Annotated in this window: 19 protein-coding genes; 10 read left to right on the top strand and 9 right to left on the bottom strand. The window is 60.2% G+C overall.

All coding sequences use genetic code 11. The features are described from left to right. Positions 1 to 75: 75 nt before the first annotated feature. From AB7878_RS12645 to AB7878_RS12630, 4 genes are all read left to right on the top strand, one after another. A complete protein-coding gene (locus tag AB7878_RS12645; RefSeq protein ID WP_369494713.1) occupies positions 76 to 747 on the top strand; it encodes a class I SAM-dependent methyltransferase in 672 nt (223 codons plus the stop codon). Between the two features lie 53 nt (positions 748 to 800). Beyond that, entirely contained in the window at positions 801 to 2,090 is a 1,290-nt protein-coding gene (locus tag AB7878_RS12640) for an NAD(P)/FAD-dependent oxidoreductase (RefSeq protein WP_369494712.1), read from the top strand. After that, on the top strand, positions 2,087 to 2,482 hold the full coding sequence (locus AB7878_RS12635) for a GtrA family protein (RefSeq protein WP_369494711.1): 396 nt from the start codon (positions 2,087 to 2,089) through the stop codon (positions 2,480 to 2,482). Before AB7878_RS12640 ends, AB7878_RS12635 begins: the two co-directional genes overlap by 4 nt. A 245-nt stretch (positions 2,483 to 2,727) precedes the next feature. After that, complete coding sequence (locus AB7878_RS12630) at positions 2,728 to 4,017, top strand: hypothetical protein (protein WP_369494710.1); 1,290 nt, start codon at positions 2,728 to 2,730, stop codon at positions 4,015 to 4,017. Between the two features lie 105 nt (positions 4,018 to 4,122). On the opposite strand, the gene AB7878_RS12625 is transcribed toward AB7878_RS12630, so the two are convergent. The 7 genes from AB7878_RS12625 to AB7878_RS12595 form a co-directional block, all read right to left on the bottom strand. Continuing rightward, on the bottom strand, positions 4,123 to 5,835 hold the full coding sequence (locus tag AB7878_RS12625) for a glycosyltransferase family 2 protein (RefSeq protein ID WP_369494709.1): 1,713 nt from the start codon (positions 5,833 to 5,835) through the stop codon (positions 4,123 to 4,125). Positions 5,836 to 6,344: 509 nt separating this feature from the next. Next, positions 6,345 to 7,589: a glycosyltransferase family 4 protein gene (locus tag AB7878_RS12620; RefSeq protein ID WP_369494708.1), complete on the bottom strand. Its 1,245-nt coding sequence runs from the start codon at positions 7,587 to 7,589 to the stop codon at positions 6,345 to 6,347. Between the two features lie 7 nt (positions 7,590 to 7,596). Continuing rightward, positions 7,597 to 8,769: a rhamnosyltransferase WsaF family glycosyltransferase gene (locus tag AB7878_RS12615; RefSeq protein WP_369494707.1), complete on the bottom strand. Its 1,173-nt coding sequence runs from the start codon at positions 8,767 to 8,769 to the stop codon at positions 7,597 to 7,599. A 223-nt stretch (positions 8,770 to 8,992) separates the two neighbouring features. Next, positions 8,993 to 10,396, bottom strand: coding sequence for a sulfotransferase (locus AB7878_RS12610; protein ID WP_369494706.1), 1,404 nt, complete (start codon positions 10,394 to 10,396; stop codon positions 8,993 to 8,995). 78 nt (positions 10,397 to 10,474) lie between these two features. After that, entirely contained in the window at positions 10,475 to 11,908 is a 1,434-nt protein-coding gene (locus tag AB7878_RS12605) for an ABC transporter ATP-binding protein (protein WP_369494705.1), read from the bottom strand. Beyond that, positions 11,898 to 12,755 carry an ABC transporter permease gene (locus tag AB7878_RS12600; protein ID WP_369494704.1) on the bottom strand — a complete coding sequence of 286 codons (858 nt, stop codon included), beginning with the start codon at positions 12,753 to 12,755 and terminating at the stop codon, positions 11,898 to 11,900. Before AB7878_RS12600 ends, AB7878_RS12605 begins: the two co-directional genes overlap by 11 nt. Then, complete coding sequence (locus AB7878_RS12595; RefSeq protein WP_369494703.1) at positions 12,752 to 13,918, bottom strand: trans-sulfuration enzyme family protein; 1,167 nt, start codon at positions 13,916 to 13,918, stop codon at positions 12,752 to 12,754. Before AB7878_RS12595 ends, AB7878_RS12600 begins: the two co-directional genes overlap by 4 nt. Positions 13,919 to 14,110: 192 nt before the next feature. Here AB7878_RS12595 and rfbB point away from each other — a divergent pair, with 192 nt between their 5' ends. From rfbB to AB7878_RS12570, 5 genes are all read left to right on the top strand, one after another. Continuing rightward, positions 14,111 to 15,160, top strand: a complete 1,050-nt coding sequence (gene rfbB / locus AB7878_RS12590; RefSeq protein ID WP_369494702.1) for a dTDP-glucose 4,6-dehydratase — start codon at positions 14,111 to 14,113, stop codon at positions 15,158 to 15,160. Continuing rightward, complete coding sequence (gene rfbA, locus AB7878_RS12585; protein ID WP_369494701.1) at positions 15,157 to 16,041, top strand: glucose-1-phosphate thymidylyltransferase RfbA; 885 nt, start codon at positions 15,157 to 15,159, stop codon at positions 16,039 to 16,041. Before rfbB ends, rfbA begins: the two co-directional genes overlap by 4 nt. Then, positions 16,038 to 16,595, top strand: coding sequence for a dTDP-4-dehydrorhamnose 3,5-epimerase (rfbC, locus tag AB7878_RS12580; RefSeq protein ID WP_369494700.1), 558 nt, complete (start codon positions 16,038 to 16,040; stop codon positions 16,593 to 16,595). The genes rfbA and rfbC overlap by 4 nt, the downstream gene beginning before the upstream one ends. A 115-nt stretch (positions 16,596 to 16,710) precedes the next feature. Continuing rightward, positions 16,711 to 17,646: a dTDP-4-dehydrorhamnose reductase gene (gene rfbD, locus AB7878_RS12575; protein ID WP_369494699.1), complete on the top strand. Its 936-nt coding sequence runs from the start codon at positions 16,711 to 16,713 to the stop codon at positions 17,644 to 17,646. Positions 17,647 to 17,761: 115 nt separating this feature from the next. Continuing rightward, complete coding sequence (locus AB7878_RS12570; RefSeq protein ID WP_369494698.1) at positions 17,762 to 19,174, top strand: mannose-1-phosphate guanylyltransferase/mannose-6-phosphate isomerase; 1,413 nt, start codon at positions 17,762 to 17,764, stop codon at positions 19,172 to 19,174. Positions 19,175 to 19,255: 81 nt separating this feature from the next. Here AB7878_RS12570 and AB7878_RS12565 read toward each other — a convergent pair whose 3' ends face one another. Both AB7878_RS12565 and AB7878_RS12560 read right to left on the bottom strand, forming a co-directional pair. Continuing rightward, positions 19,256 to 20,032, bottom strand: coding sequence for an SURF1 family protein (locus AB7878_RS12565; RefSeq protein ID WP_369494697.1), 777 nt, complete (start codon positions 20,030 to 20,032; stop codon positions 19,256 to 19,258). Positions 20,033 to 20,131: 99 nt separating this feature from the next. Beyond that, a complete protein-coding gene (locus tag AB7878_RS12560; RefSeq protein WP_369494696.1) occupies positions 20,132 to 21,463 on the bottom strand; it encodes an MFS transporter in 1,332 nt (443 codons plus the stop codon). 226 nt (positions 21,464 to 21,689) lie between these two features. Between AB7878_RS12560 and cyoA the strand changes: the two genes are divergently transcribed. Continuing rightward, a complete protein-coding gene (gene cyoA, locus AB7878_RS12555; protein WP_369494695.1) occupies positions 21,690 to 22,691 on the top strand; it encodes a ubiquinol oxidase subunit II in 1,002 nt (333 codons plus the stop codon). The last annotated feature ends 32 nt before the right edge of the window (positions 22,692 to 22,723 follow it).

Raw genomic sequence — 22,723 nt, 5'->3', positions numbered from 1 at the left:
GGAATAGCGATGGCTGGGGGGCACGCGAAAGTAATTCACGACGCCGCCATATCTTTTGAACTTGGAGAATGACCCATGAGTGAAGAATCGAAACTTCTGAAGAACCTTTACGAAGCACGCTTTGATAAAGATGCACAGATAAAAAAGAATGAAATATGGAAAGTATTGTGCAGTGACTTCTTTCAGAAATTTGTCAAGCGAACTGACACCGTCGTCGATATAGGCGCTGGCTATTGCGAATTCATAAATCATATCCAGTGCTCTCACAAGATAGCGGTGGATCTGAATCCGGACGTAGCCGAGCGGGCCAATGCCGACATCAAGGTCATCAACGAATCCTGCACGCAAATCTCGTCGCTGGCGTCGAACAGCGTCGACTGCGTCTTCATGAGCAATTTTCTCGAGCATCTGCCGAGCAAGGAACTTGTATTGAGTACGCTTCGCGAGTCGCAGCGCATACTCAAGCCGGGAGGCCGGGTAATGATACTTCAACCCAATATCCGTTTTCTTCCTGGTGAGTACTGGGACTACTTCGACCATCACACGGCGCTGACCGACCGTAGCCTGGCTGAAGCCCTGGTGCTTGCCGGATTCGAAGTCTCTGTTTGTATCCCCCGGTTCCTTCCCTATACGACAAAAAGCCGGCTGCCGCAATCTCCATGGCTCGTAGCGCTTTATCTTCGACTTCCGTTCTTCTGGCGATTCCTCGGCAAGCAGGCTTTTCTGGTTGGCACCGTCCCGGCTTGACCTTCCCATATCCACCTTGCGTATAGAAGAACCGCATCATTCGGAATCAGGCAATGAATTTCAAGATAATTGGCGCCGGCCCGATGGGCCTGATGACCGCCATGGAGCTGCTCAAGCGCGGCCACGAAGTCGACATCTACGAGCGTGACGACCGCATCGGCGGCATGTCCGCCACGTTCGATTTCGCCGGCCTCGAAATCGAGCGCTACTACCACTTCATCTGCAAGACGGACTATCCGCTGTTCAAGCTGCTGGCCGAGCTGGGCCTGAGTGACAAGCTGCGCTGGACCGACACCCGCATGGGCTTCTTCTACAACGGCAAGTTGTACAAGTGGGGCACGCCGCTCGCCCTGCTGGCCTTCGACGGACTGGGCCTGGTCAGCAAGTTCCGCTACGGCCTGCACGCCATGTACGCCAAGGGCATCAAGGACTGGCGCCCGTTCGACCGCATGAAGGCCACCGACTGGATCCGCCGCTGGATCGGCGAACGCGGATACAACGTGCTCTGGAAGAGCCTGTTCGAACTGAAGCTGTTCGAGCACACCGAGGAAATCTCCGCGGCGTGGATCGGTACCCGCATCAAACGTGTCGCACTCTCGCGCCGCAATCTTCTGCAGGAGAGCATGGGCTACCTGGACGGCGGCTCGGCTACCCTGCTCAGGGCGATGGAGCGTTTCATCCTCGAGCGCGGCGGCCGCATCCATCTCAAGACCGGCATTGACCGGGTCGACGTAACCGATGGGCGCGTCTGCGGTATAGAAGTCGGCGGCGCACTCCTGCCTTGCCAGGCAGTAATCTCCACCGCGCCGATCCAGTACGTACCCCGCCTGGTACCCGACCTGCCGGCCGATTTCGCGGCCCGTATCAATCAGATCAAGAACATTCCGGTCGCTTGCGTCATCCTCAAGCTCAAGCAGCCGCTGAGCGAAAATTTCTGGATGAACATCAACGATCCGTCGATCGAGATTCCCGGCGTGATCGAGTACTCCAATCTCAATCAGATGACGCCATCGGTACTTTACGCGCCGTTCTACATGCCCAAGACCCACCCCAAGTGGGCGCGCAGCAACGACGAGTTGATAGACGAAGTCATCGGCTACCTCGGCAAGCTCAACCCTGCCTTTTCGCCGGATTGGGTGCTGGCCCAACATTGCCATCGTTACGACTTTGCCCAGACCATCTGCCCGCCCGGGTTCTACGACATGCTGCCCCCCATGGCCACACCCATCGCCGGCCTGTACATGGCCGATACGTCTTACTACTACCCGGAAGACCGCTCGATCAACGAAAGCATTGCGGTAGCACGTCGACTGGCCGCTAGCGCCACTGGAATGGCCGCGTGAAGTCTCGCCAATTCATTAAATTCATCTTGGCTGGCGGCGTCGCCGCCATCGCAAACTTCGGATCGCGCATCATTTTGGGTTACTGGATGCCTTACATCCCGTCAATAATCATCGCGTTTTGCATAGGTTTGGTTTCCGCTTTTGTGCTCAATCGAACGTTCGTCTTTGTCAATGCCTCGAACACCTTTAGAAATCAAGCATTCTGGTTCACAATCATAAACTTGGCAGCTCTTGGGCAGACCTTGTTCATAAGCGTCGTCTTGGCGAATCATGCTCTACCAGCAATCGGGATTGAAACCCATGCTGAAACCATTGCGCACGGCTTCGGTGTCATGATTCCAGTATTGACAAGCTATCTCGGCCATAAGCACCTGTCATTCCGCAATGTATAGCGCTGAAAATCAACTAACACGCCTCTCAGAAATCGTGAATCATTTGCGTCGAACCTGCGAAGAAATCTATAAATTTGAGCAAGTCTAATAATGAACAACATACTTGACAAATTGCAGAAGACAATCTACCGGTACTTGTCACATAAAAAGTCTTCGATGTTCAGAAAACGCTACCTCGCGAGGCGGTCTGCGGAAGTCACTGCCACCCACACTAAAGCCACATTGCGCTGAGGCGACAGAACCAAATGAATCATTTCGCTTCCAAGACTGTCACGAGCAAACGTAGCGCACTACCTCTGCTCTATCTCCTGATTGTTCTCTTACTCGCGTGCAAAAGCCCAGACGCCTTGTCCAACGCACAGTTCTGGGCGGAAGACGGCACTGTCTTTTTCGCTCAACAGTTCGGTCACGCGCTGCCGCAGATTCTAGTCACCTATGCAGGCTATCTGCACGCAATTCCTCGTTTAGTGGCCTGGTGTGCGCAAATTGCCCCCTATCAGCACGCGCCGCTTCTCTTTAACGTGTTTGCGATACTGATCGATGCTGCCGCCATCCTATACTTTGCCTACCGAATGGGCACTTTCGTTCCACTCTGGATCACAATCTCCATCTTCGCTCTCACTCCCAGCGGCGGCGAAATATTCGGAACCCTCACAAATGTTCAATGGTTCCTGCAATTCGCGCTGTTTGCAGCAGCACTGCTTCCACAGCGGCTTGAAGAAAGAAGATTTCTCCCGCCATGGCTGGCAATAACGCTACCGACATTGGTTGCTTTGACTGGACCGTTTTCGACATTGATTGCAGTAGTCGCATTACCCTTGGCGGCGCTTGCCTGGATGAAAGGCCGCATGGGCTGGAAGTGTCTTGCACCTGCTCAGGAATGGTGGGTGCAATTGGACAAGCGAGCCCTTGGCGCAGTTGTAGCTGGGGGCCTCATACAGGCACTGGTCATGGCGTTCATCGGTCAAAGGCAACCCCACGGACCCTTTGAACTATCACTGGCTAAACAGAACGTTCTACAGGGATTCCAATACCATACGTTCGGGGAAATTCTATTCAGCCCGAGCGTGGCCACGCTTTTTTTTGTGTGCCTGCTTCTATTCCTGGTTCGATCGGCATGGCGAAGCGATACAGCGGGTATTGTGCCAGTCGCACTGATGCTTATTTTTGCGCTCCTTCAAATTGTTTCGTCTGCTCATGCAGGACCGAATGAAAACCTGATATCTACAACAATAATATGGAGTGACCGGTACTTCTTCTTTGCCAAAATAGCGTTCTGGCTTTGTATTGCTTGCACATTGTGCAACCTTGATCACTCTGAAGGAAATTCCTTTGCCCCAGTAGTACTTGTACTGCTCATACTCGTCGCCGTTCTTCATCCTGGCGACATGCGCCGTGTACCACTCCCAGACTTGAACTGGGCGCAGGAGTCGCGCGCGCTGAGGGGCGCGGGTACGTCCGGACCAGTCAGTATCCCAATCAACCCAGTGCCATGGCGAATAACCGTGACACCAAAGGAAGATACCAGTCATTGATTAGCTGCGGGAAGTTATGGATCCGTAATGGCCCATTTTCAGCTGACACCGAAAGCGGAGCCAAGCGGCAAGCGGCAAGCGGCAAGCGGCAGTTTTTCATGGGGGTCATGTCGCCAGCTTGAAATGCGCCGGCGTTGCTTCAAGGTTGGTACTGTAGAACGGATCCGCCAGGAGCTCCTTGGGGTAGTGCTGGAATAGCCAGGCCCGTTCCCCGTGAACATTCTGTCCCTGCACCGGCGATGCACCAGAGATCTCATGCATATAAAGCTCCACATAAGGCGTCCAAATCGTCCGATATCCGTTAGCGCGAATGCGTAGACACAGATCGGCGGCAACAAGGGATTCCACTGAGGCATGGCTGAATCCGCCAATCGAGTGGAATACGTTGGCACGCATGGCCATGCATGCTCCTGAGACGGCAGATACATCCTGGACGTGCAGCGCGCGGGCGCGCGGGCCAACCGCCGCGGAATCTAGTCCGCCAAAAGCAACGTTTATTCCACCAGCCCCCCCAAGAACAAAGGCACCATCGGTGACCCATCCACGTGGATCGTATATCTTTGCCCCGACCACCCCGATGTCTGGCCGACGCGCCTGCGCGACCAGTTCATCAAGCCAACCTTTGGAGAACGCGTCGATATCCTTGTTGACGAATACGAGGATCGACCCTTTCGCCATCCTGGCCGCCTCGTTCCTTGATTCGGCAGGGTTTGTGTTCGTTGTGCCCAGTACTTTCAAAGAGAGGGCCCCGGGTACGTGATCCCCGAACCAACGCTTCGCGATATTGCCGTTATTCACCGGAATAATGACTTCGACTGACATTGTCGAACCAAGTGTCTCGAACATGTTACCCAGGCAATCTATGGGCTGTCCGGCCTGTTCCCACACGATGACCGAGACGTGCTCGTCAGCAGGAGGTCCCTCCTGCACCCGAAATGCACCATAGGGCCAATTCAGCCGCCTGACGCTGGCACCCGGCCGTACGCGCCGGACGTGATCTGTCAGTACCTTCATCGCAACCTGCTGGACATAGGGTTTCACGCTCGTGTCTTCGGCCGTCGAGGTTGCACTCATGCGCCAGTGGTAAAGAACCTTTGGAATATGCCCGATGGCACTCGCACCAACCCGCTCGCAAAAACGCAGTGCCAGATCCCAGTCCTGGCATCCCTCGTAACCAATCTGAAAGCCGCCTAGCTCCCGAACGATAGCTGTTCGATAAACACCGAGGTGGCTGATGTAGTTCTGGGCTGTAAGCAGTTCCGGATTGTAGTCCGGCTTGAAGTAGGGATCTGAACGTCTTCCCCGCCGATCGAGTTTGTCTTCATCGGTATAGATAAGGTGCCACTCGGGATTGGCGCAAGCGGCAGTCACGACCTCCAAGATGGCGTCAGGGTGCAACAGATCGTCGTGATCGAGCAATGCAACAAATTCCCCGCCTGCCATCGCCAGCGCCGTATTCGTGGCCGCCGAAATGTGCCCGTTGGACGCACGCTTTTCAATGCGTATGCGCGGATCACGACCAGCGTAGCGCACCAGGACATCCGCTGTGTCCCGGCGCGTGCTGGCATCATCCGAAATGCACAGTTCCCAACGGCCACATGTTTGGGCCAATACGCTTTCCAGGCACGCAATCAGCACGTCCGGTGGGGTGTTGTACACGGGTAGTAGTACGGATATGAGCGTCTGCTGCTGGACAGAGCCACCACTGGACGACAGCACAGAGGCACGATCGTGGCTTTCCAACCAGCGTCGATACTCGCGTTGTGACAGTTCGGAGTGCGAAATACCGATCTGATCGTGGTACAGATGCGCGGCCATGGCGCGCGCACCTTGCGTCACGAATATGAGGAACGCAGTCGCGACCATGCCCCGTTTTGAATTCTCGCGACCTCCTCGAGACCCTCGCAACAGCATCAGCAGGAGCGCCTCGGGTCGACGTAGCTTTCGCAGTGCCATATGGCTCAGCGAAAATTGACCAGGCGAGACACAGGGATCGAAACGCAGGCGAACTATGTCCGCCTGGAACAGCACCACCCCGGAAATGCGCCCGTTCCGAACGAGGCGCCTCAGTGGAATTCTCAAACACTCGCGAAATCCGTCACCGTAGTCAGGATAAAGCGCCGCATCATCAGCGAGCGAGCGATCGGCCGAGAAGCCCAAATCTACCAAGTACCAACCTGCAGCGAGACCACGAACGGCGGCGGCGCTGCACAAGAACTGGGGATCGTTCCCGAGTGCATCCCACTCCCATCTTCCCTGCAATGGCCTGACTTGATGCTCGGCCAACAAAGGAATGCTCGGCATCTGGCGGGCCCTTACTGAACGATCTATCGAGCTTTGGCTACTTGCGACAGGAAACTGTCTTCAAACTCACTGTTGCTCTGGCGAGGCATCAACAGCTGAGCCGAAGCTGCTCCAAAGACGGCGCTTTCGATTCGTTCGAATTGGTTCTGCCACCCATACTGAGCCATCGAATGCTCATGGGCAGCTGCTGCCATCTGGGGATATTGGTCCAGTTGATCGATCGCCCTGACGATCTGCCTTGTCCAGTCCGTACTGTTCGCCAAATACCCATTTTCACCATCTCTGATGGCAGTCGCATAACTGAAAATAGGTGTGGCAACAGTAAGAGTGCCGACCGCCGCCGCCTCAAAATATTTCAGCTCCGACTTGCAGTTGGTAAAGCCGTTGTCCAACAAGGGGACGATGTTGACTTCAACCAGTGACATGATGCGCTGCAGGTTGATGAAATCATGCAATGGATAAAAAGTAATACGGTCGGCGAATTCCTCCAGACCCCGTTTCAACTCGAGGAAACCGACAACTAACAGCTTCACCCGCTTATCGGCACGCATGATCGAGGCAATGGATCGCGCCACCATGGAAAAGTCGCGGTTGTGCGTGGGCGTACCGCTGAAGTAGCCAATATGAATTTCGTCGGTCCGCCTGAATCCGCTTACCATCTTTTCGTTGTAGATGCGATCACTGATCGCCAGCTGTTCCTGGTTCAGAAAATTCGGAATCACGCTGACGGGCACCGCAGAAAACTCCTCGAGTCGGCGAGCGAGATACGCATTGGTGGTGATGGCCGCATCACACATCCTGAACGTCGCCCCGATTCGTCCGATATAGCCAAACCAGTGATCCCAGGCCTCGTTGGCACTGATGTCCTGGTCCAGGGACCGAAGAATCAAGTGGGCATAGTCCGTATTGAATACCAGATCGTCCACGTCGAAAATTACGCGCTTTCCCTGTGCCTTCGCCCGCGTGATCATCTTGTTGATGTGATCGTTGTAGCGCGCACGACAAATCACGATTACGTCGGCCTGGTCCACAACGCGATTCATTTCGCGCCAGTCATCATTCCAGAAGAAGCTGACCCCGACATCGGATCCCAACGTTCGCAGGACTTGAATCATGTTGTATACGCGATATCGGAAAGTGCTCGTGTCGGGCCGCTCGTAAAAATAGGCGACGCGACGGCGCCCCGCACAGAAGTCGCGAAAACGGCGCTCGAATGGAATGGCCCATGGGTCGTTGTAATCGTGGGCAGGCTCGTTAACAAAAAACATGAATTAGTTACCCCAGGAATTCGACACAGGTGGCCATCGTGTCCACCCAGGATCGCGGCATCTGGCTTCTGGCGTATGCATCCCTACGCGCTGCAGCATCGCCAGCTCGTCGGACACCCTCGCGCAGTCCTTGCAAGAGTTCGGTCACACCAAGATCCGAGCACAAAATACTGGTCGAATATCCACTGAGATCCGTCTTCAATCCAAAGCGATTGGTCAAAACCACAGCGCCGGATGCGGCCAGATCCAGTGGGGGATAACTTGGATGCGGTGTACTCATGAGACAGAAGCCGAGATCGACCCCACGGATGAACTTGCCGTATTCGCGCCAATTCATGGTCGGAAGCACAGTGGGCTCAACCACGCCACCCAGCTGAATTTTCGGCACATCCTTTCCGACCAGGACAATTTCCCACTGTTCAGGGTCGACGACGCCTTCGGCCACCGCCCTATCGAGCGCCTCGATTCCGCGAAAGAACAGGTTTCTTGCGTTGTTCGGCCGCGCATAGAAGAACAAGCGGCGTTTACCTCCCTCGGGCCGAGCTTCCGCCTCTGCATCCATGTGAAAGAGCGTTGCCGGAAACGCCGGCTCAAACCAGCGGGCGCAGTCGCGAAGATTGCCCAAGCCGCTCGCAACCAAATGGTCGAAAAGCAGCTCGGTGTTGATCACGAAGCGGATATCCGTGCGACTCAACACTTCCTGGCAACGGATCCAATCGTCGCCATACGGGTAGAACATCCGCTCGTCTTCCTGCAGTAGATAGTCCACCTTTTCGGGCGCAACGCTGCCCAGGGTGCTGGCGGTGGTCCACCAGGACGTCGTCAGAAACCGATCGCCAGCGCAGACGTCAAGCTGCGCCGCCTCGTCCCCAACCTGGACCTGCGCAAACTCCACGTTTCCGGGAAACGCAAGGTCATTGCAGTCCAGCACCTGCCGGACAGCCGCTTCATCGGCCACTTCGGTGCGTGTCACGATGCGCAACTTCGCCCCGCGCCGAGACGCCACCTGCGACGCCAAGATGATGGCTGTACCGACACCGCCGAATAACGAACCCACACTGATGCTATCGGTGACCAGATTGAGGCGAGCGGCCGGGCCAGGTGCGGTAAAGATGGGCAGCGGCTGAATCGCGGCAAATCGCGAACGCACCAGCACCGAGGCCGAAACGACGCCCATCATTTGGGCATGGTCGCTTTGAGGCATTGAAGCACTTGGCAGGGGCGACAAATAGTCGTTTTGACCAGCTATCGGTACCCCGCGCCCACCAATCACTCTCTGCAACAGACTACGTAGCCCGCGTTCCCTGTAGTACCACACTATCTTCTGCAACAAGTTCAAGACTTTAACACTCCTTCAATTCATCCTACCGCCAATCGACACAGCCATAACCATCCCTGCTGTCTCATTTATCGAACAGGTCGCGAAACCTTGTGAACAAGGTCCTGCTCGCGTGAAACCGTGCGCTGAGCTCTTTGGCGGCCTGCTCCAGCGCGTCCAGCCGCGTCGCGAGGGCTGCGGTTCTTTCATCGGTCACGTTGACATCCTTCCCCACAGCTCGGATCCGGGACTCGAGGTCCTGCCGCAATTGGGGAATCATTACACGCCCGAGGTCGTCGACCAAATTGTGAATGCGATCTTGGCCGGTGGTTAACATCTGGGCAATACCAGACACCCGGTCCGCCATCTGGGCAAGTCCATCTGCAACCACTTGCGTGGACCGTGCATTTGCCGCTACCTCGGTGCGCAACGTCTCAAATCCGGCGGCCTGGTCCTCGATCTGCTGAGCAGCCGACATGAGACCGCTCCGCAGTGAATCCCCGCTATTCGCCGCGAGAACAATCCGGCGCTCAACGGCATCAATTCGAGCATGGAACCTCTGTTCAACCAGCTCCAATGCAAGAGCCTGTGCACCAGCGGCCGCCGACTGGGCCACTCGATGCTCCAGTTCAGAGATCCTGTTTCGCTGGGCAACGACTTCGACGCGGCGGGAGTCCAGCAAATCCATTAGCCCATCTCGCACCAGCTGGGACCGAAGATCGCGATAGGCGCGCGACCATGCGGCAAGCAGTTCCTCCGGACTTTGCGTAGATGCCGACCCATCGCTGGCCCCTTGATGGCGCAAATTCGACTGTACAACTTGAGCTGCAGCATTCGTGTTTGCATGGTCCAATCCTAACCATTCCGCTATGCGAAGCGCCTCGGCCAAGCTGTTGTCTACCAGGTCATCGTATTTGACCAAGAGGTGAGCCTTCCCTTCAACACGCAGGGCCGACAGCCCCATCGAAATGATCGCGATGCGATAGTTGTGCGCTCTCGTGAACGTGGTGTTGACCTTTGCGTTAGAATCGACGACTGCGTCGATTGATCGCTCGGTTACGAGGTACCGGATCGAATAACCGGATTGTTGGAGCGCTGTCTCCCAGACGGGTAGCGTGAAGGCAAACCGGGGATCCTTAAGACCAATCAGAGCATGCCCCCCCAATTCCTGCTCGATCAGTCCGCGCACTTCATCGGCAAACTGCTCAACCAGCGCCGGCCCGGGTTCAACCGCGTCTGGAAAACAATCGAAATCGCCATACTCATAGCCCATATGCGCCATGATCCTGGCATTGAAGTCATTGACCGACTGCAGCTCGTAGAAAATCGGATTGTGCGTCTGAACCGCGGGATCTACGAAGCGAGCTGGATCACCAAAATGGACACCCATCTCGGAAAGGACCTGGCTCACCGCGGAGGTGCCACTTCGGGGCGCCCCTAATATCAATACCGCGGTCTTATCTGAGTCTGAATTCGAAGGGATCGTCATATCTTGACTCTACCGAATAATTAGGGGACGGCTGGGGACCTGCCGAAGTAGACGCCCCATCCGGCGAAGCTCGAACGGCTAATTGAACCCCACGCCGACATCGGTAGCAGCCCCCTGCTCCACGAATTGACAGGATGGCTCTGCTGCCAGATCGTAAAAACCTGCCTTGCTTCTATTGGTAGCCTTCTGCTCGATTTTGAAGATATCCGCATCGACTATGCGATGCAAAAATCCAGCGCTTCCGTTCTCCAGCCGACCGTTGCATCCCGCATTCATGAAATAGGCTCCGGGAAGGAATCGGGACATGAATCGAAATTCGATCGCGAACACTCTGCCCGCTTCAACCTGGGAAATGAATTCGCCGTCCGCGTGCGAAGACATGCCAAACAGCTCTACCCCAGTAAGAGATTTAATCATCATGCCAAAGCTCACCTGAAACGCCGGTTTGTCAAACTCAACGGTGTATCTGTAGCTGTACAGCTGGCCAGGCACCAGAATATTTACTCGCTTGCCCGCCGCATTGACAATATGCGGCTCGCTTATGCGAGCACCATTCTCGGCATAGTGAACGGTACTGGCAGGCTTCAGTTCAGCATCGTAGCGCTCCGCCAAGGACACATCGTTCACGCTGATTCTTGCCCGGCGGACCGTCGGATCATCATTGACTGCATTTAGATTGACTGCATCCAAGTCAGTGCGGCCTGCCGCAACATTTCCCTTGCTCTCGTTTCGTTCTAGAAGCTGCCGACGCATATCTGCCCGCCGCTCGGCTGGCGCGTACAGTAGGCGCTGATACGCGGCGACCACGTCCTTGGGCCGACCCGTCATAAGAATGCGCCCCTCGTCGAGCAGCACGGCTCGATCGCACAACTGGACAATCGTACCCGCGGAGTGAGAAACAAACAGCACCGTGCAACCGTTTGCCTTCAATTCCTCAATGCGGCCAAAGCACTTGCGCTGAAACGCCTCGTCGCCGACGGACAGGGCCTCGTCGACAACGAGAATCTTTGGATCCGAGTTGATCGCAACGGCAAACGCCAGCCTGATATACATGCCGCTGGAATATGTCTTTACCGGCTGCTCGATGAACTCCCCGATATCCGCAAAATGCGCAATAGAATCGAATCGGTCACTGACCTCTCTACGAGTGAGACCAAGCACCGCCCCATTGAGATACACGTTTTCGCGACCGGTAAATTCCGGATTGAAGCCCGCGCCCAATTCCAACAGTGCCGCCACACGACCGTGGACTAAAACATCGCCATAGGATGCTTGCAGCGTACCGCATATGATTTGCAACAGCGTGGACTTGCCAGATCCATTCTTGCCGACGATTCCGACAGTTTCTCCATGGGTAACCTGCAGATTTACATCCTGAAGCGCCTGAAATTCTCGATACCATTTCTTGCCTTCACCTGCAAACAGCCCCTGAAACAACCGGTGATGGGGTCTGTCGTACATGCGGAAGGACTTGCCCACCGCGCTAACATTTATTGCATAATCAGATGACATCAGCAAAACCCTTCTGCGTCAGCCGGAACCAGACAAAGAAAAAATAGGTAAAAACAATGGCCTTGGCGGCATAGAGCGCAAGTCCAAACCAATCCGGAAAATGCCCCCAGAGCGCAACCTCGCGGGACTGGTCAATAATGAAGGTAAGTGGATTTGCTTCAAAAACAAAACGATAGGACTGCGGCACCATCTCCAATGGCATGATGGCGGAGGACAGGAATAGCATAGCTGTAGCCAGCGGCGCGGTTACTTGGCTTATATCTCGGAAATATACGCCCAGAGACGCCATGCCCCACGCAACGCCCAGCGACAAAATGAAAAGGGGCAGCAGCACTAGCGGTAGAAATATGATTGTCCAAGGAATGGATCCCACCATGAACATGCTGAAGACAACGAACACGATTACATTCATGAAGGCGTGAAACAAGGCCGATAGAGCCATTGGCCACGGAAGAATATCCAGCGGAAAAATAATCCGCTTCACATAGTTCGGATTGGCTGTAATGAGCGTCGGCGCACGACTAAAGCATTCGGAAAAAAAACCATGCATTATCAGTCCGACGTAAAGGATCAGCGTGTAGTTGGCATGACTGGAATTCACCTGTGGCCAGCGCGACTTCATGATTGAGCCGAAGGCCATGGAATAGACCGTAAGCATGATAAATGGATTGAGCACGGTCCAAAGCAGGCCAAACGTAGCCCCCCGATACCTACCCAGAACCTCCCGCTTTGACATCTCCCATGTGAGCGACCCATGGTGAACGAACGCGGAAAACATTTGCAGTGGTGATGGAATCTTTGAAAGGCGGTCCATAGGAGACTGCTTCTCGGCATCGTTCCTTATCATTTCAACGCACCTGCCAACTCATTTCTCAGATCTTCGAGATCCTCCACACCCACCGACAGACGCACCAGCCCATCGCTGATACCAAGCCGTTTACGGTTGGCTGTAGGCACAGAGGCATGGGTCATGATCGCCGGATGCTCGATCAGACTCTCGACGCCACCGAGCGATTCGGCCAGCGCGAACAATTCGCAACGCTCAAGCATGCGTCGGGCCTTTTTCAGGCCGCCCTTCACCTCGATCGTGATGATGCCGCCGAAGCTGCCCATCTGGCGCTTCGCCAGGGCATGCTGCGGATGGCTCTTGAGACCGGGATAGATCACCCGTGCGACCGCCGGATGCTTTTCCAGCCACTTCGCCAGTCCCAGCGCGCTTTCGCAGTGCGCCTTCATGCGCAGGTGCAGGGTCTTCAGGCCGCGCATGGCGAGGAAGGCATCGAACGGGCCGGCCACCGCACCCACTGAGTTCTGCAGAAAGCCCATCTGCTCGGCCAGCTCCTTGCTGTTGGCGACGACGATGCCGCCCACCATGTCGGAGTGGCCGTTCAAGTACTTGGTGGCCGAGTGCAGCACGAGGTCCGCACCGAATTCCAGCGGCCGCTGCACCATCGGCGAGCAGAAGGTGTTGTCCACCACCAGGATCAGGCCGTGCTTCTTCGCGAACACGGCGACCTTGGCCAGGTCGACCAGCTTCAGCATCGGATTGGTGGGCGTCTCGGCCCAGATCATCCGCGTGTTGGGTTTCAAGGCGGCCTTCAGCGCCGCCATGTCGTTCAGGTCGATGAAGCTGAAATCCAGCCCCGCCGAGCGCCGGCGCACGCGCTCGAACAGACGGTAGCTGCCGCCATAGAGGTCGTCCATCGCGATCACATGGCTGCCGGAATCCAGCAAGTCCAGCGTAGTGGCTGCGGCCGCCAGGCCGGAGGCAAACGCGAAGCCGGCCACGCCGCCCTCAAGATCCGCCACACAACGCTCGTAGGCCATGCGCGTAGGATTCTGCGTGCGCGAATACTCGTAGCCCTTGTGCTTGCCCGGACTCTCCTGCACGTAGGTGGAGGTGGCGTAGATCGGCGTCATGATCGCGCCGGTCGAGGGATCGGGATGCTGGCCCGCGTGGATCGCGCGGGTACCGAGGCCGAGGCTGGCGACGGGCGTCTTCTTGGGCATGGCAGGCAACCGTACTGGGCGGCCTTGCCGGAAACCGGCCGCCGCGTGAAGGAATCGCTCATTGTACCTGCGAAACAGCCGTTTGCCTTAACAAAAACCTGTGCCGGAGCACCCGACCGCACGCCAGCGTATTTGAGCGGAGGAAGGGCCATGCGAGAATGGGGAATTGTCACCCTACGGATCGCATGCCTCATGGAAACCCTCCTCGTTACCGGCGGTGCCGGCTTCATCGGCGCGAACTTCGTGTTGCAGGCGGTGGCCGACGGCCTCACGGTGGTGAATCTCGACAAGCTCACCTACGCCGGCAACCTCGACACCCTTTCTTCGTTGCAAGGTGATGCGCGTCACATCTTCGTGCAGGGCGACATCGGCGACCGCGCCCTGCTGGCGAAGCTGCTGGCCGAGCACCGGCCCGATGCGATCGTGAACTTTGCCGCCGAATCGCACGTGGACCGCTCCATCGACGGCCCCGCGGAGTTCGTGCAGACCAACGTGGTCGGCACGCTGGGCCTGCTCGAATGCGCCCGCGACTACTGGCGCGGCCTGGAAGGCGCCGCGCGCGATGATTTCCGCTTCCTGCATGTGTCCACCGACGAGGTCTACGGCTCGCTGGGCGAAACCGGCAGCTTCACCGAGACCACGCCGTACGCCCCGAACTCGCCCTACTCCGCGTCGAAGGCTGCCTCCGATCATCTGGTGCGCGCCTTCCACCACACCTACGGCCTGCCGGTGCTCACCACCAACTGCTCGAACAACTACGGGCCGTTCCAGTTCCCGGAGAAGCTCATCCCGCTGGTCACCGCGAAGGCGCTGGCCGGCGAGCCGCTGCCGGTGTACGGCGACGGCCTGAACATCCGCGACTGGCTGTTCGTGGGCGACCACTGCAGTGCGATCCGCCGCGTGCTGGAAGCCGGCCGCGTGGGTGAAACCTACAACGTGGGCGGCAACGCCGAGCGCACCAACATCACCGTGGTGAAGGCGATCTGCGCGCTGCTGGATGCGCGCCGCCCGCTGGCCGACGGCCGCGCCCGCGAGTCGCTGATCACCTATGTGAAGGATCGCCCCGGCCACGACCGCCGCTACGCGATCGACTCCAGCAAGTTGCAGCGCGAACTGGGCTGGAAGCCCTCGCAGACCTTCGAGAGCGGCATCGCCGCCACGGTGGACTGGTACCTCGCCAACCAGCCGTGGGTGCAGCGCGTGCTGGACGGCAGCTATCGCATGGAGAGGCTGGGCGCATGACGACCAAGGGCATCATCCTCGCCGGTGGCTCCGGCACCCGGCTGCACCCGATCACCCGCGCAGTGAGCAAGCAGCTGCTGCCGGTGTACGACAAGCCGATGATCTACTACCCGCTGGCCACGCTGATGCTGGCCGGCATCCGCGAGGTGCTGATCATCAACACGCCGCACGAGCAGGCGATGTTCCAGCGCCTGCTGGGCGACGGTTCGCAGTGGGGCATCGAGATCACCTATGCCGCGCAACCCTCGCCGGACGGCCTGGCGCAGGCCTTCACCATCGGTCGCGACTTCATCGCCGGCCAGCCCAGTTGCCTGGTGCTGGGCGACAACATCTTCTACGGCCACGGCTTCACCGAACGCCTGAAGCGCGCCGCCGCGCGCGAGCACGGCGCCACCGTGTTCGGCTACTGGGTGAGGGATCCCGAGCGCTATGGTGTGGCCGAGTTCGACGCGGCCGGCAAGGTGATCGGGCTGGAGGAAAAGCCCGCGCAGCCGAAGTCGCACTACGCCGTCACGGGCCTGTATTTCTACGACGCGCGCGTCTGCGACTACGCCGCTGCGTTGAAGCCTTCACCGCGCGGCGAGCTGGAAATCACCGACCTCAACCGCTGCTATCTCGACGACGGCTCGCTGCACCTGGAGCAGCTGGGCCGCGGCTTCGCTTGGCTGGACACCGGCACCCACGAGTCACTGATGGAGGCGGGCAACTACATCGAGACGATCGAGAACCGGCAAGGCCTCAAGGTCTGCTGCCCCGAGGAAATCGCCTACTTGAACGGCTGGATCAACGCCGAACAGCTGCTGGCGCTGGCCGCACCGCTGGCCAAGACCGGCTACGGCCAATACCTGCAACAAGTCGCCAAGGAGGGCGTGGCCCGATGAAAGTGATAGCGACACGCCTGCCCGGCGCCATCGTGATCGAACCCCAGGTGTTCGGCGACGCCCGCGGTTTCTTCTACGAAAGCTACAACGAGGCGAAGTACCGCGAGGCCGGCATCGACCACACCTTCGTGCAGTCCAACGTGTCGCGCTCGGCGCGCGGCGTGCTGCGCGGCCTGCATTACCAGTGGCCGAATCCGCAGGGCAAGCTGGTCAGCGTGCTGGAGGGCGAGGTGTACGACGTGGCGGTAGATATCCGCCACGGCTCACCCACGTTCGGGCAATCGGTGGGCGTGATGCTCACCGCCGACAACCATCGCCACTTCTGGGTGCCGGAAGGCTTCGCGCACGGCTTCTGCGTAGTCTCCGAATTCGCCACCTTCAGCTACCAGTGCACCGCGTTGTACGACCCCAAGGCCGATGCCGGCATTCGCTGGAACGATGCGGCGCTGGGCATCGACTGGCCGATCAGCGAGCCGCTGCTGTCGGACAAGGATGGCAAGACGCCGCTGCTGGCCGAGGTGCCTGCCGAGCGCTTGCCGGTGTACGCGGCCTAGGCTTTCTTGCCCGTCATCCCAGCGAAGGCTGGGATCCAGTGACTGCAATGCTTGGCCAAGCCAAGGTGCTGGGTTCCTGTTTGTGCGGGGATGACGATGATGATTTGAGGTAACCATGAAAATCCTGTTGCTCGGTGCCAACGGCCAGCTCGGCCGCAGCTTCATCGAAGATGGCGGACTGGCGATGCGTGGCGAACTCGTCACCGCCAGCCGCGACGGCCAACGCTTCGATGGCGCGGCCATCGAGACCGCCGACCTCGCCGTGCCGGGCAGCCTGCCTGCGTTGCTCGATCAGCTGCGCCCCGACCTGATCGTCAACGCGGCCGCCTACACCGCGGTGGATCGTGCCGAACAGGAAGAGTCCTTGGCCACCCGCGTCAACGGCGAAGCCGTGGGCGTGCTCGGTCGCTGGGCTGCCGCGCACGGCGCGCTGGTAGCGCACTACTCCACCGACTACGTGTTCGACGGCGCCGCCAGCGCGCCCTACCCGGTCGATGCACCCACCGCGCCGCTGGGCGCCTACGGCCACAGCAAGCTCGCCGGCGAGCAGGCGTTGCGCGGCAGCGGCGCCGCGCATTTCATCTTCCGTACCGCTTGGGTGTACGCGCCGCACGGCCAGAACTTCCTGCGCACCATGCTGCGCGTGGGCGTCGAGCGCGACGAGCTGCGCGTGGTGGCCGACCAGGTCGGCGCACCTACCAGCACGGCGCTGATCGTGGCCGGCACGCTGGCTGCGCTCGATGCCTGGCAAGCTGCCGATGCTGCGCAACGTCGTGAGCTGCAAGGCACCCATCACCTGGTCGCCAGCGGCCACACCAGTTGGCACGGCTTCGCCGAGGCGATCTTCACCGGTGCCGCCGAGCGCGGGTTGATCGCGCGCGCTCCGCGCGTGGCGGCAATCACCACTGCCGACTACCCCACGCCAGCCAAACGACCGGCCTGGTCGGTGCTGGACAACGCCGGCTTCCAGCAGCGCTTCGGCTATGCTTTGCCCGATTGGCAAAGCGGCTTGCGTGATGTGCTGGATGCGCTCGCGCACCAGCGCGCCTGACATCTCTGTAGGAGCGCACCCTGTGCGCGATGACGCTCTTCGCGAGTTCATTCGCGCACAGGGTGCGCTCCTACAGGCAAGCCGCGAGCCGCAGGCATACAAAGGTCGATCCATCATGCTCATTCCCCTGATCCTCAGCGGCGGCAGCGGCACCCGGTTGTGGCCCGTCTCGCGCCGGAACCTGCCCAAGCAGTTCCTGTCGCTGGCCGGCCACGGCACGCTGTTCCAGCAGACCGTCGCGCGCACGCGCGCCCTGCCCGAGGTGACGGCGCCGATCGTGGTGGCCAGCGAGGATCACCGCTTTCTTGCCGCCGAGCAGCTGCTGGAAGCCGGCATCGATGGCGGCACCGTGGTGCTGGAACCGCTGGCACGCAACACCGCGCCAGCGATCGCGCTGGGTGCACTGGAGGCTCTGAAGCGCGACCCCGAAGCCGTATTGCTGGTGCTGCCTGCCGACCATTTGATCACTGACACCGCCGCTTTCGCCGCAGCCGTAACGCAAGCGTTGCCACTGGCCAGGCAGGGCTGGCTGGCCACCTTCGGCATACGCCCGGACCGCGCCGAAACCGGCTTCGGCTACATCCGCCGCGGCGAGGCACTGGGCGCAGGCGCGTTCCGCGTCGAGCGTTTCGTGGAGAAGCCCGACCTCGCCACCGCCGAGGGCTATCTCGCCGATGGTGGCTACGACTGGAACTCCGGCATGTTCCTGTTTCGCGCCGACCGCTATCTGGAAGAGCTGGCGGCGCACGCGCCAGCGATGCTGGCCGCCGTGCGTGCCGCGCATGCCGCCGCCCACGGCGACCTCGACTTCGTGCGTGTGGACAAGGACGCCTTCGCGAGGGTGCCGGAGGATTCCATCGACTACGCGGTGATGGAAAAGACCACGCGCGCCGCGGTAGTGCCGGTGAGCTGCGGCTGGAGCGACATCGGTTCCTGGTCGGCGTTGTGGCTGGCCGGCGAGCGTGATGCCGACGGCAACCTGCGCGAAGGCGACACGCTCGCGGTGAACACGAAGAACTCGCTGCTGCGCTCGCACGACCGCCACCTCGTTGCCACCGTGGGCGTGGAGAATCTCGTGGTGGTCACCACGCCCGACGCCACCCTCGTCGCGCACCGCGACGCCGCGCAGGACGTGAAGAAGATCGTCGACCAGCTCAAGGGCGCCGGCCGCAGCGAGCACTCCTTCCACCGCGTGGTGCACCGCCCCTGGGGCAGCTACGACTCGCTGGAGGCCGGCGAGCGCTTCCAGGTCAAGCGCATCGTGGTGAAGCCCGGCGCCAGCCTCAGCCTGCAGAAGCACCACCACCGCGCCGAGCACTGGATCGTGGTCTCCGGCACCGCCGAGGTCACCTGCGACGACAAGGTGTTCCTGCTCGGCGAGAACCAGAGCACCTACATCCCGCTAGGCAGCAAGCACCGCCTGCGCAACCCCGGCAAGGTGGCGCTGGAACTGATCGAGGTGCAGTCCGGCAGCTATCTCGGCGAAGACGACATCGTGCGCTACGACGACGTGTACGGGCGCGCGTAATCCCGGAGCGACGGCAGAAGCGGCCGTAGGAGCGGCTTCAGCCGCGATTCCATGCCACGCCGGTCGCGGCTGAAGCCGCTCCTACGGTCCGCGCGCTTTTGACCGCTTGCGCAAGCGGTATTCGTCACGTCCCACGTAGATCGCAGCACCCAGCACCATCAGCGCCAGCACGTACCAGGTGATCAGGTAGTTGAGGTGGTGGTTGGGGAAGTGGATCACCGTCATGCCGCCACGCGGCCAGGTCGTGCCGCTGGATGCATCGGCATCCACGAAGTACGGCGCCACGTCCGCGAGTCCGCGCGCCTTGGCGATCGCCGCCACGTCGCGGGTGTACCAGGTGTCGGTGGCGGGATCGTTGTGGCGGAACAGGCCGGAGGGTTCGCTGATCCGCAGCAAGCCGGTGACCGTGACCTCGCCCCCCGGCGGCGCCGGGCAATGGCCCTTGAGATCGCACCAGCCCGCCGGCGCGAAACCGCGGTTCACCAGCACGATGCTGCCGTCGTCGCGGCGCAGCGGGGCGAGGATCCAGTAGCCGCTGCCGGCATCGGTGGCCGTCCACACCCGCGTCTGGCGATCGCCTAGCCAGCTGCCGCTGAGCCGCACGTGGCGGTATTCGGCGTTGGCCGTGGTGATGCCGGCCCAGTCCGCTGGACCCGGCGCAGGCACCGGCGGCGCATGCACGCGCTCGTCGACGTGGGCGATCAGCGCCGTCTTCCATGCCAGCCGGTGCACCTGCCAGGTACCCAGCGCCACGAAGCTGGAGAACAGCACGAGGCCGAGCAGGGCCAGCAGGCCCAGCGCCAGCGGGCCGCGCACGCGGCGCTCGTTATCGTCGGAAGGAATTCGGGTGTCAGGCATGGCGCGGCATGATCGCACCATGCATGCCGCGCGTCACCGAAAGTTCTTCGCCAGCCATGCGATCAGCGACATCATGCCGCGGCGGGGCCGAAGCGGGCATCAGTCGTTGGGCAAGCCACCCGAGCGACGGCTGATCCACAAGGCGGCCAGCGTGCCGATCGCACCCGAGAGCAGGTACAGGCCCACGTAAGGGACGCCGGCATAGCGGGCGAGCGCCAACGCCACCAGCGGCGCGAAGCCCGCACCGATCAGCCAGCCCAGGTCCGAGGTGATCATGGCGCCGCAGAAGCGGAACTCCGGCCGGAAGTTCGAACTCACCGCACCGGCCGCCTGCGCATGGGTGAAGCCGAGCAAGGCATAGCCGAGGATGATGAACACATAGCTGTTCACGGTGCCGCCCGAAAGAAGCAGCGCGGTCCATCCGCTGTAGACCGCGATCAGCGCGCCGCCCACGGCCAGGGTGGTGCGCCGGCCGAACCGGTTCGCCACCACGCCGGACAGCAGCATGCAGGGCAAGGCCACGAAGGCGCCGACGATCTGCACCACGAGGAAGCTGACCACCGATTGCCGCGTGAACAGCAGCGCCCAGGACAGCGCGAAGATCGTCACCAGGTGGAACATCGCGTAGTTGGCCAGCGGCGCGAAGGCGCCCAGCGTGATGTTGTTGCCTTGCGAGCGGGCCAGCTCGCGCATCGACGACGGCTCGAGATCGCGCTCCTTGAGCTGCTCCGCATAGCGGGGCGCAACCACCATGCGCAAGCTGGCGAACAGGGCCACCACGTTGATCGCGAAGGCCGCGAAGAAGGGATAGCGCCAGCCCCAGTCGATGAACTCCTGGTGCGAGAGGCTCGCCCAGATGTAAGCGAACAGGGCCGCGGCAAGAATGAAGCCGATCGGGTCGCTCAACTGGGGCAGCATGGCGTACCAGCCGCGCCGGTCCCTGGGCGCCTTGAGCGCCATCAATGAAGCCAGGCCGTTCCAGCTGCCGCCCAGTGCGAAACCCTGCCCGAAGCGCAGCACCGCCAACGCCAGGATGGCTGACCATCCCAGCGTCGCGTAGCCGGGCAGGAAGGCCGTGCCGGCCGTCGCCATGCCGAGCAGGAACAGCGCGATGGTCAGCTTGGTGGGCAGGCCGAGATGGCGCTGCAGTACCACGAAGAACATGGAGCCCAGCGGGCGTGCGATGAACGCCAGCGCGAAGATCGCGAAGGAGTAGAAGACGCCGTCGATCCGGCTGGCGAAGGGAAAGAACACCTCGGGAAACGCCAGCACGCAGCCGATGCCGAACACGAAGAAGTCGAAGGACTGGCAGGCGCGTCCCACCATCACGCCGACGGCGAGGTCTCCCGGCGTCATCTGCTCGGCGTGGGAACCATCGTCATGCGCATGCGCGACCAAACCGGGGACCGACTGGATGTTGCTGGTAGGCATGGCGATTCCATGGCAACGATCGTGCGACGTTTGCTGGACAAACCGGCGGCTGCATCGCGTAACGCGGCGACCGATTCCACATGGCCACCCGACACTCCCTTGCAACTCCAAAACCGGGCTTGAACAAGCCCATCCAGCCTGGCAACGCGATTTCCGAGGGGTAGTATAGACCTGCCCCGGAAGAGTAGTGTAAGCAGCTCCTCTGTTGCCCGATGCACACGTGCCCATGACAGTGAAACGTCTTCGCGGCTTGCTGCTGTCTCCCCTAGCGCTGCTTGGCGGTTGTCACATGGTGTTGCTGGATCCTTCCGGCGACGTGGCGCGCCAGCAGAGCGACATCATGATCGTCACCACGATCATCATGGCGCTGATCATCGTGCCGGTGCTGATCGCGATCGGCGTCATCGCGTGGCGTTATCGGGCTTCCAACAAGCAAGCCCATTACGACGCCGAATGGGATCATTCGCCGCAGCTGGAATTGGTGGTGTGGGCCGCGCCGCTGCTGATCATCATCGCCGTCGGCGCGATCAGCTGGATCGGCACCCACCAGCTCGATCCCTATCGCCCGCTCGATCGCGTGGCGCCGGGCAAACCCGTGGCCGCAGGCACCAAGCCGCTGGAAGTGGATGTCGTGTCGCTGCGCTGGAAATGGCTGTTCTTCTACCCGCAGTACGGCATCGCCACGGTGAACCAGCTGGCGGCGCCGGTGGACGTGCCGATCCGCTTCAAGATGACGTCGGACGCCATGATGGATGCGTTCTCCGTGCCGGCCCTGGCCGGCATGGTCTACACGATGCCCGGCATGCAGACGGTATTGCACGCCGTCATCAACAAGCCGGGCCAATACCGGGGCTTCTCGGCGAACTACAGCGGCGCGGGCTTCACCGACATGCGCTTCGACTTCGAGGGCATGAACACGCATGACTTCGACGCCTGGGTCGCGAAGGTCCGCGCCGAAGGCGGCGAACTCGACACCAAGGCATACGACCAGTTGCGCCAGCCCGAGCGCGATGCACCGGTGCACTACTACGCACGCTTCGAGCCCGACCTGTACACGCGCATCCTCGATCGCTGCATCGACCCCGGCGAGTTGTGCATGAGCCGGATGATGCCGACCGACGCCGGGCCACCCATGCAGGGCATGCACGAACCCCCTGTGCACGCCGGCGCCGCCTCGCTGGTGGATGCCGGGAAAACAGTCTCCGCCCAGGCTGCGGCGGCGCACTGACCTGCTTGCGGAGATTCAAGCCATGCCCGAAG

This window comes from Rhodanobacter humi, assembly GCF_041107455.1.
Lineage (GTDB): Bacteria > Pseudomonadota > Gammaproteobacteria > Xanthomonadales > Rhodanobacteraceae > Rhodanobacter_A.
The sequence above is the reverse complement of the archived record's forward strand: the minus strand, read 5'-3'. Positions and strand labels throughout refer to the sequence as shown.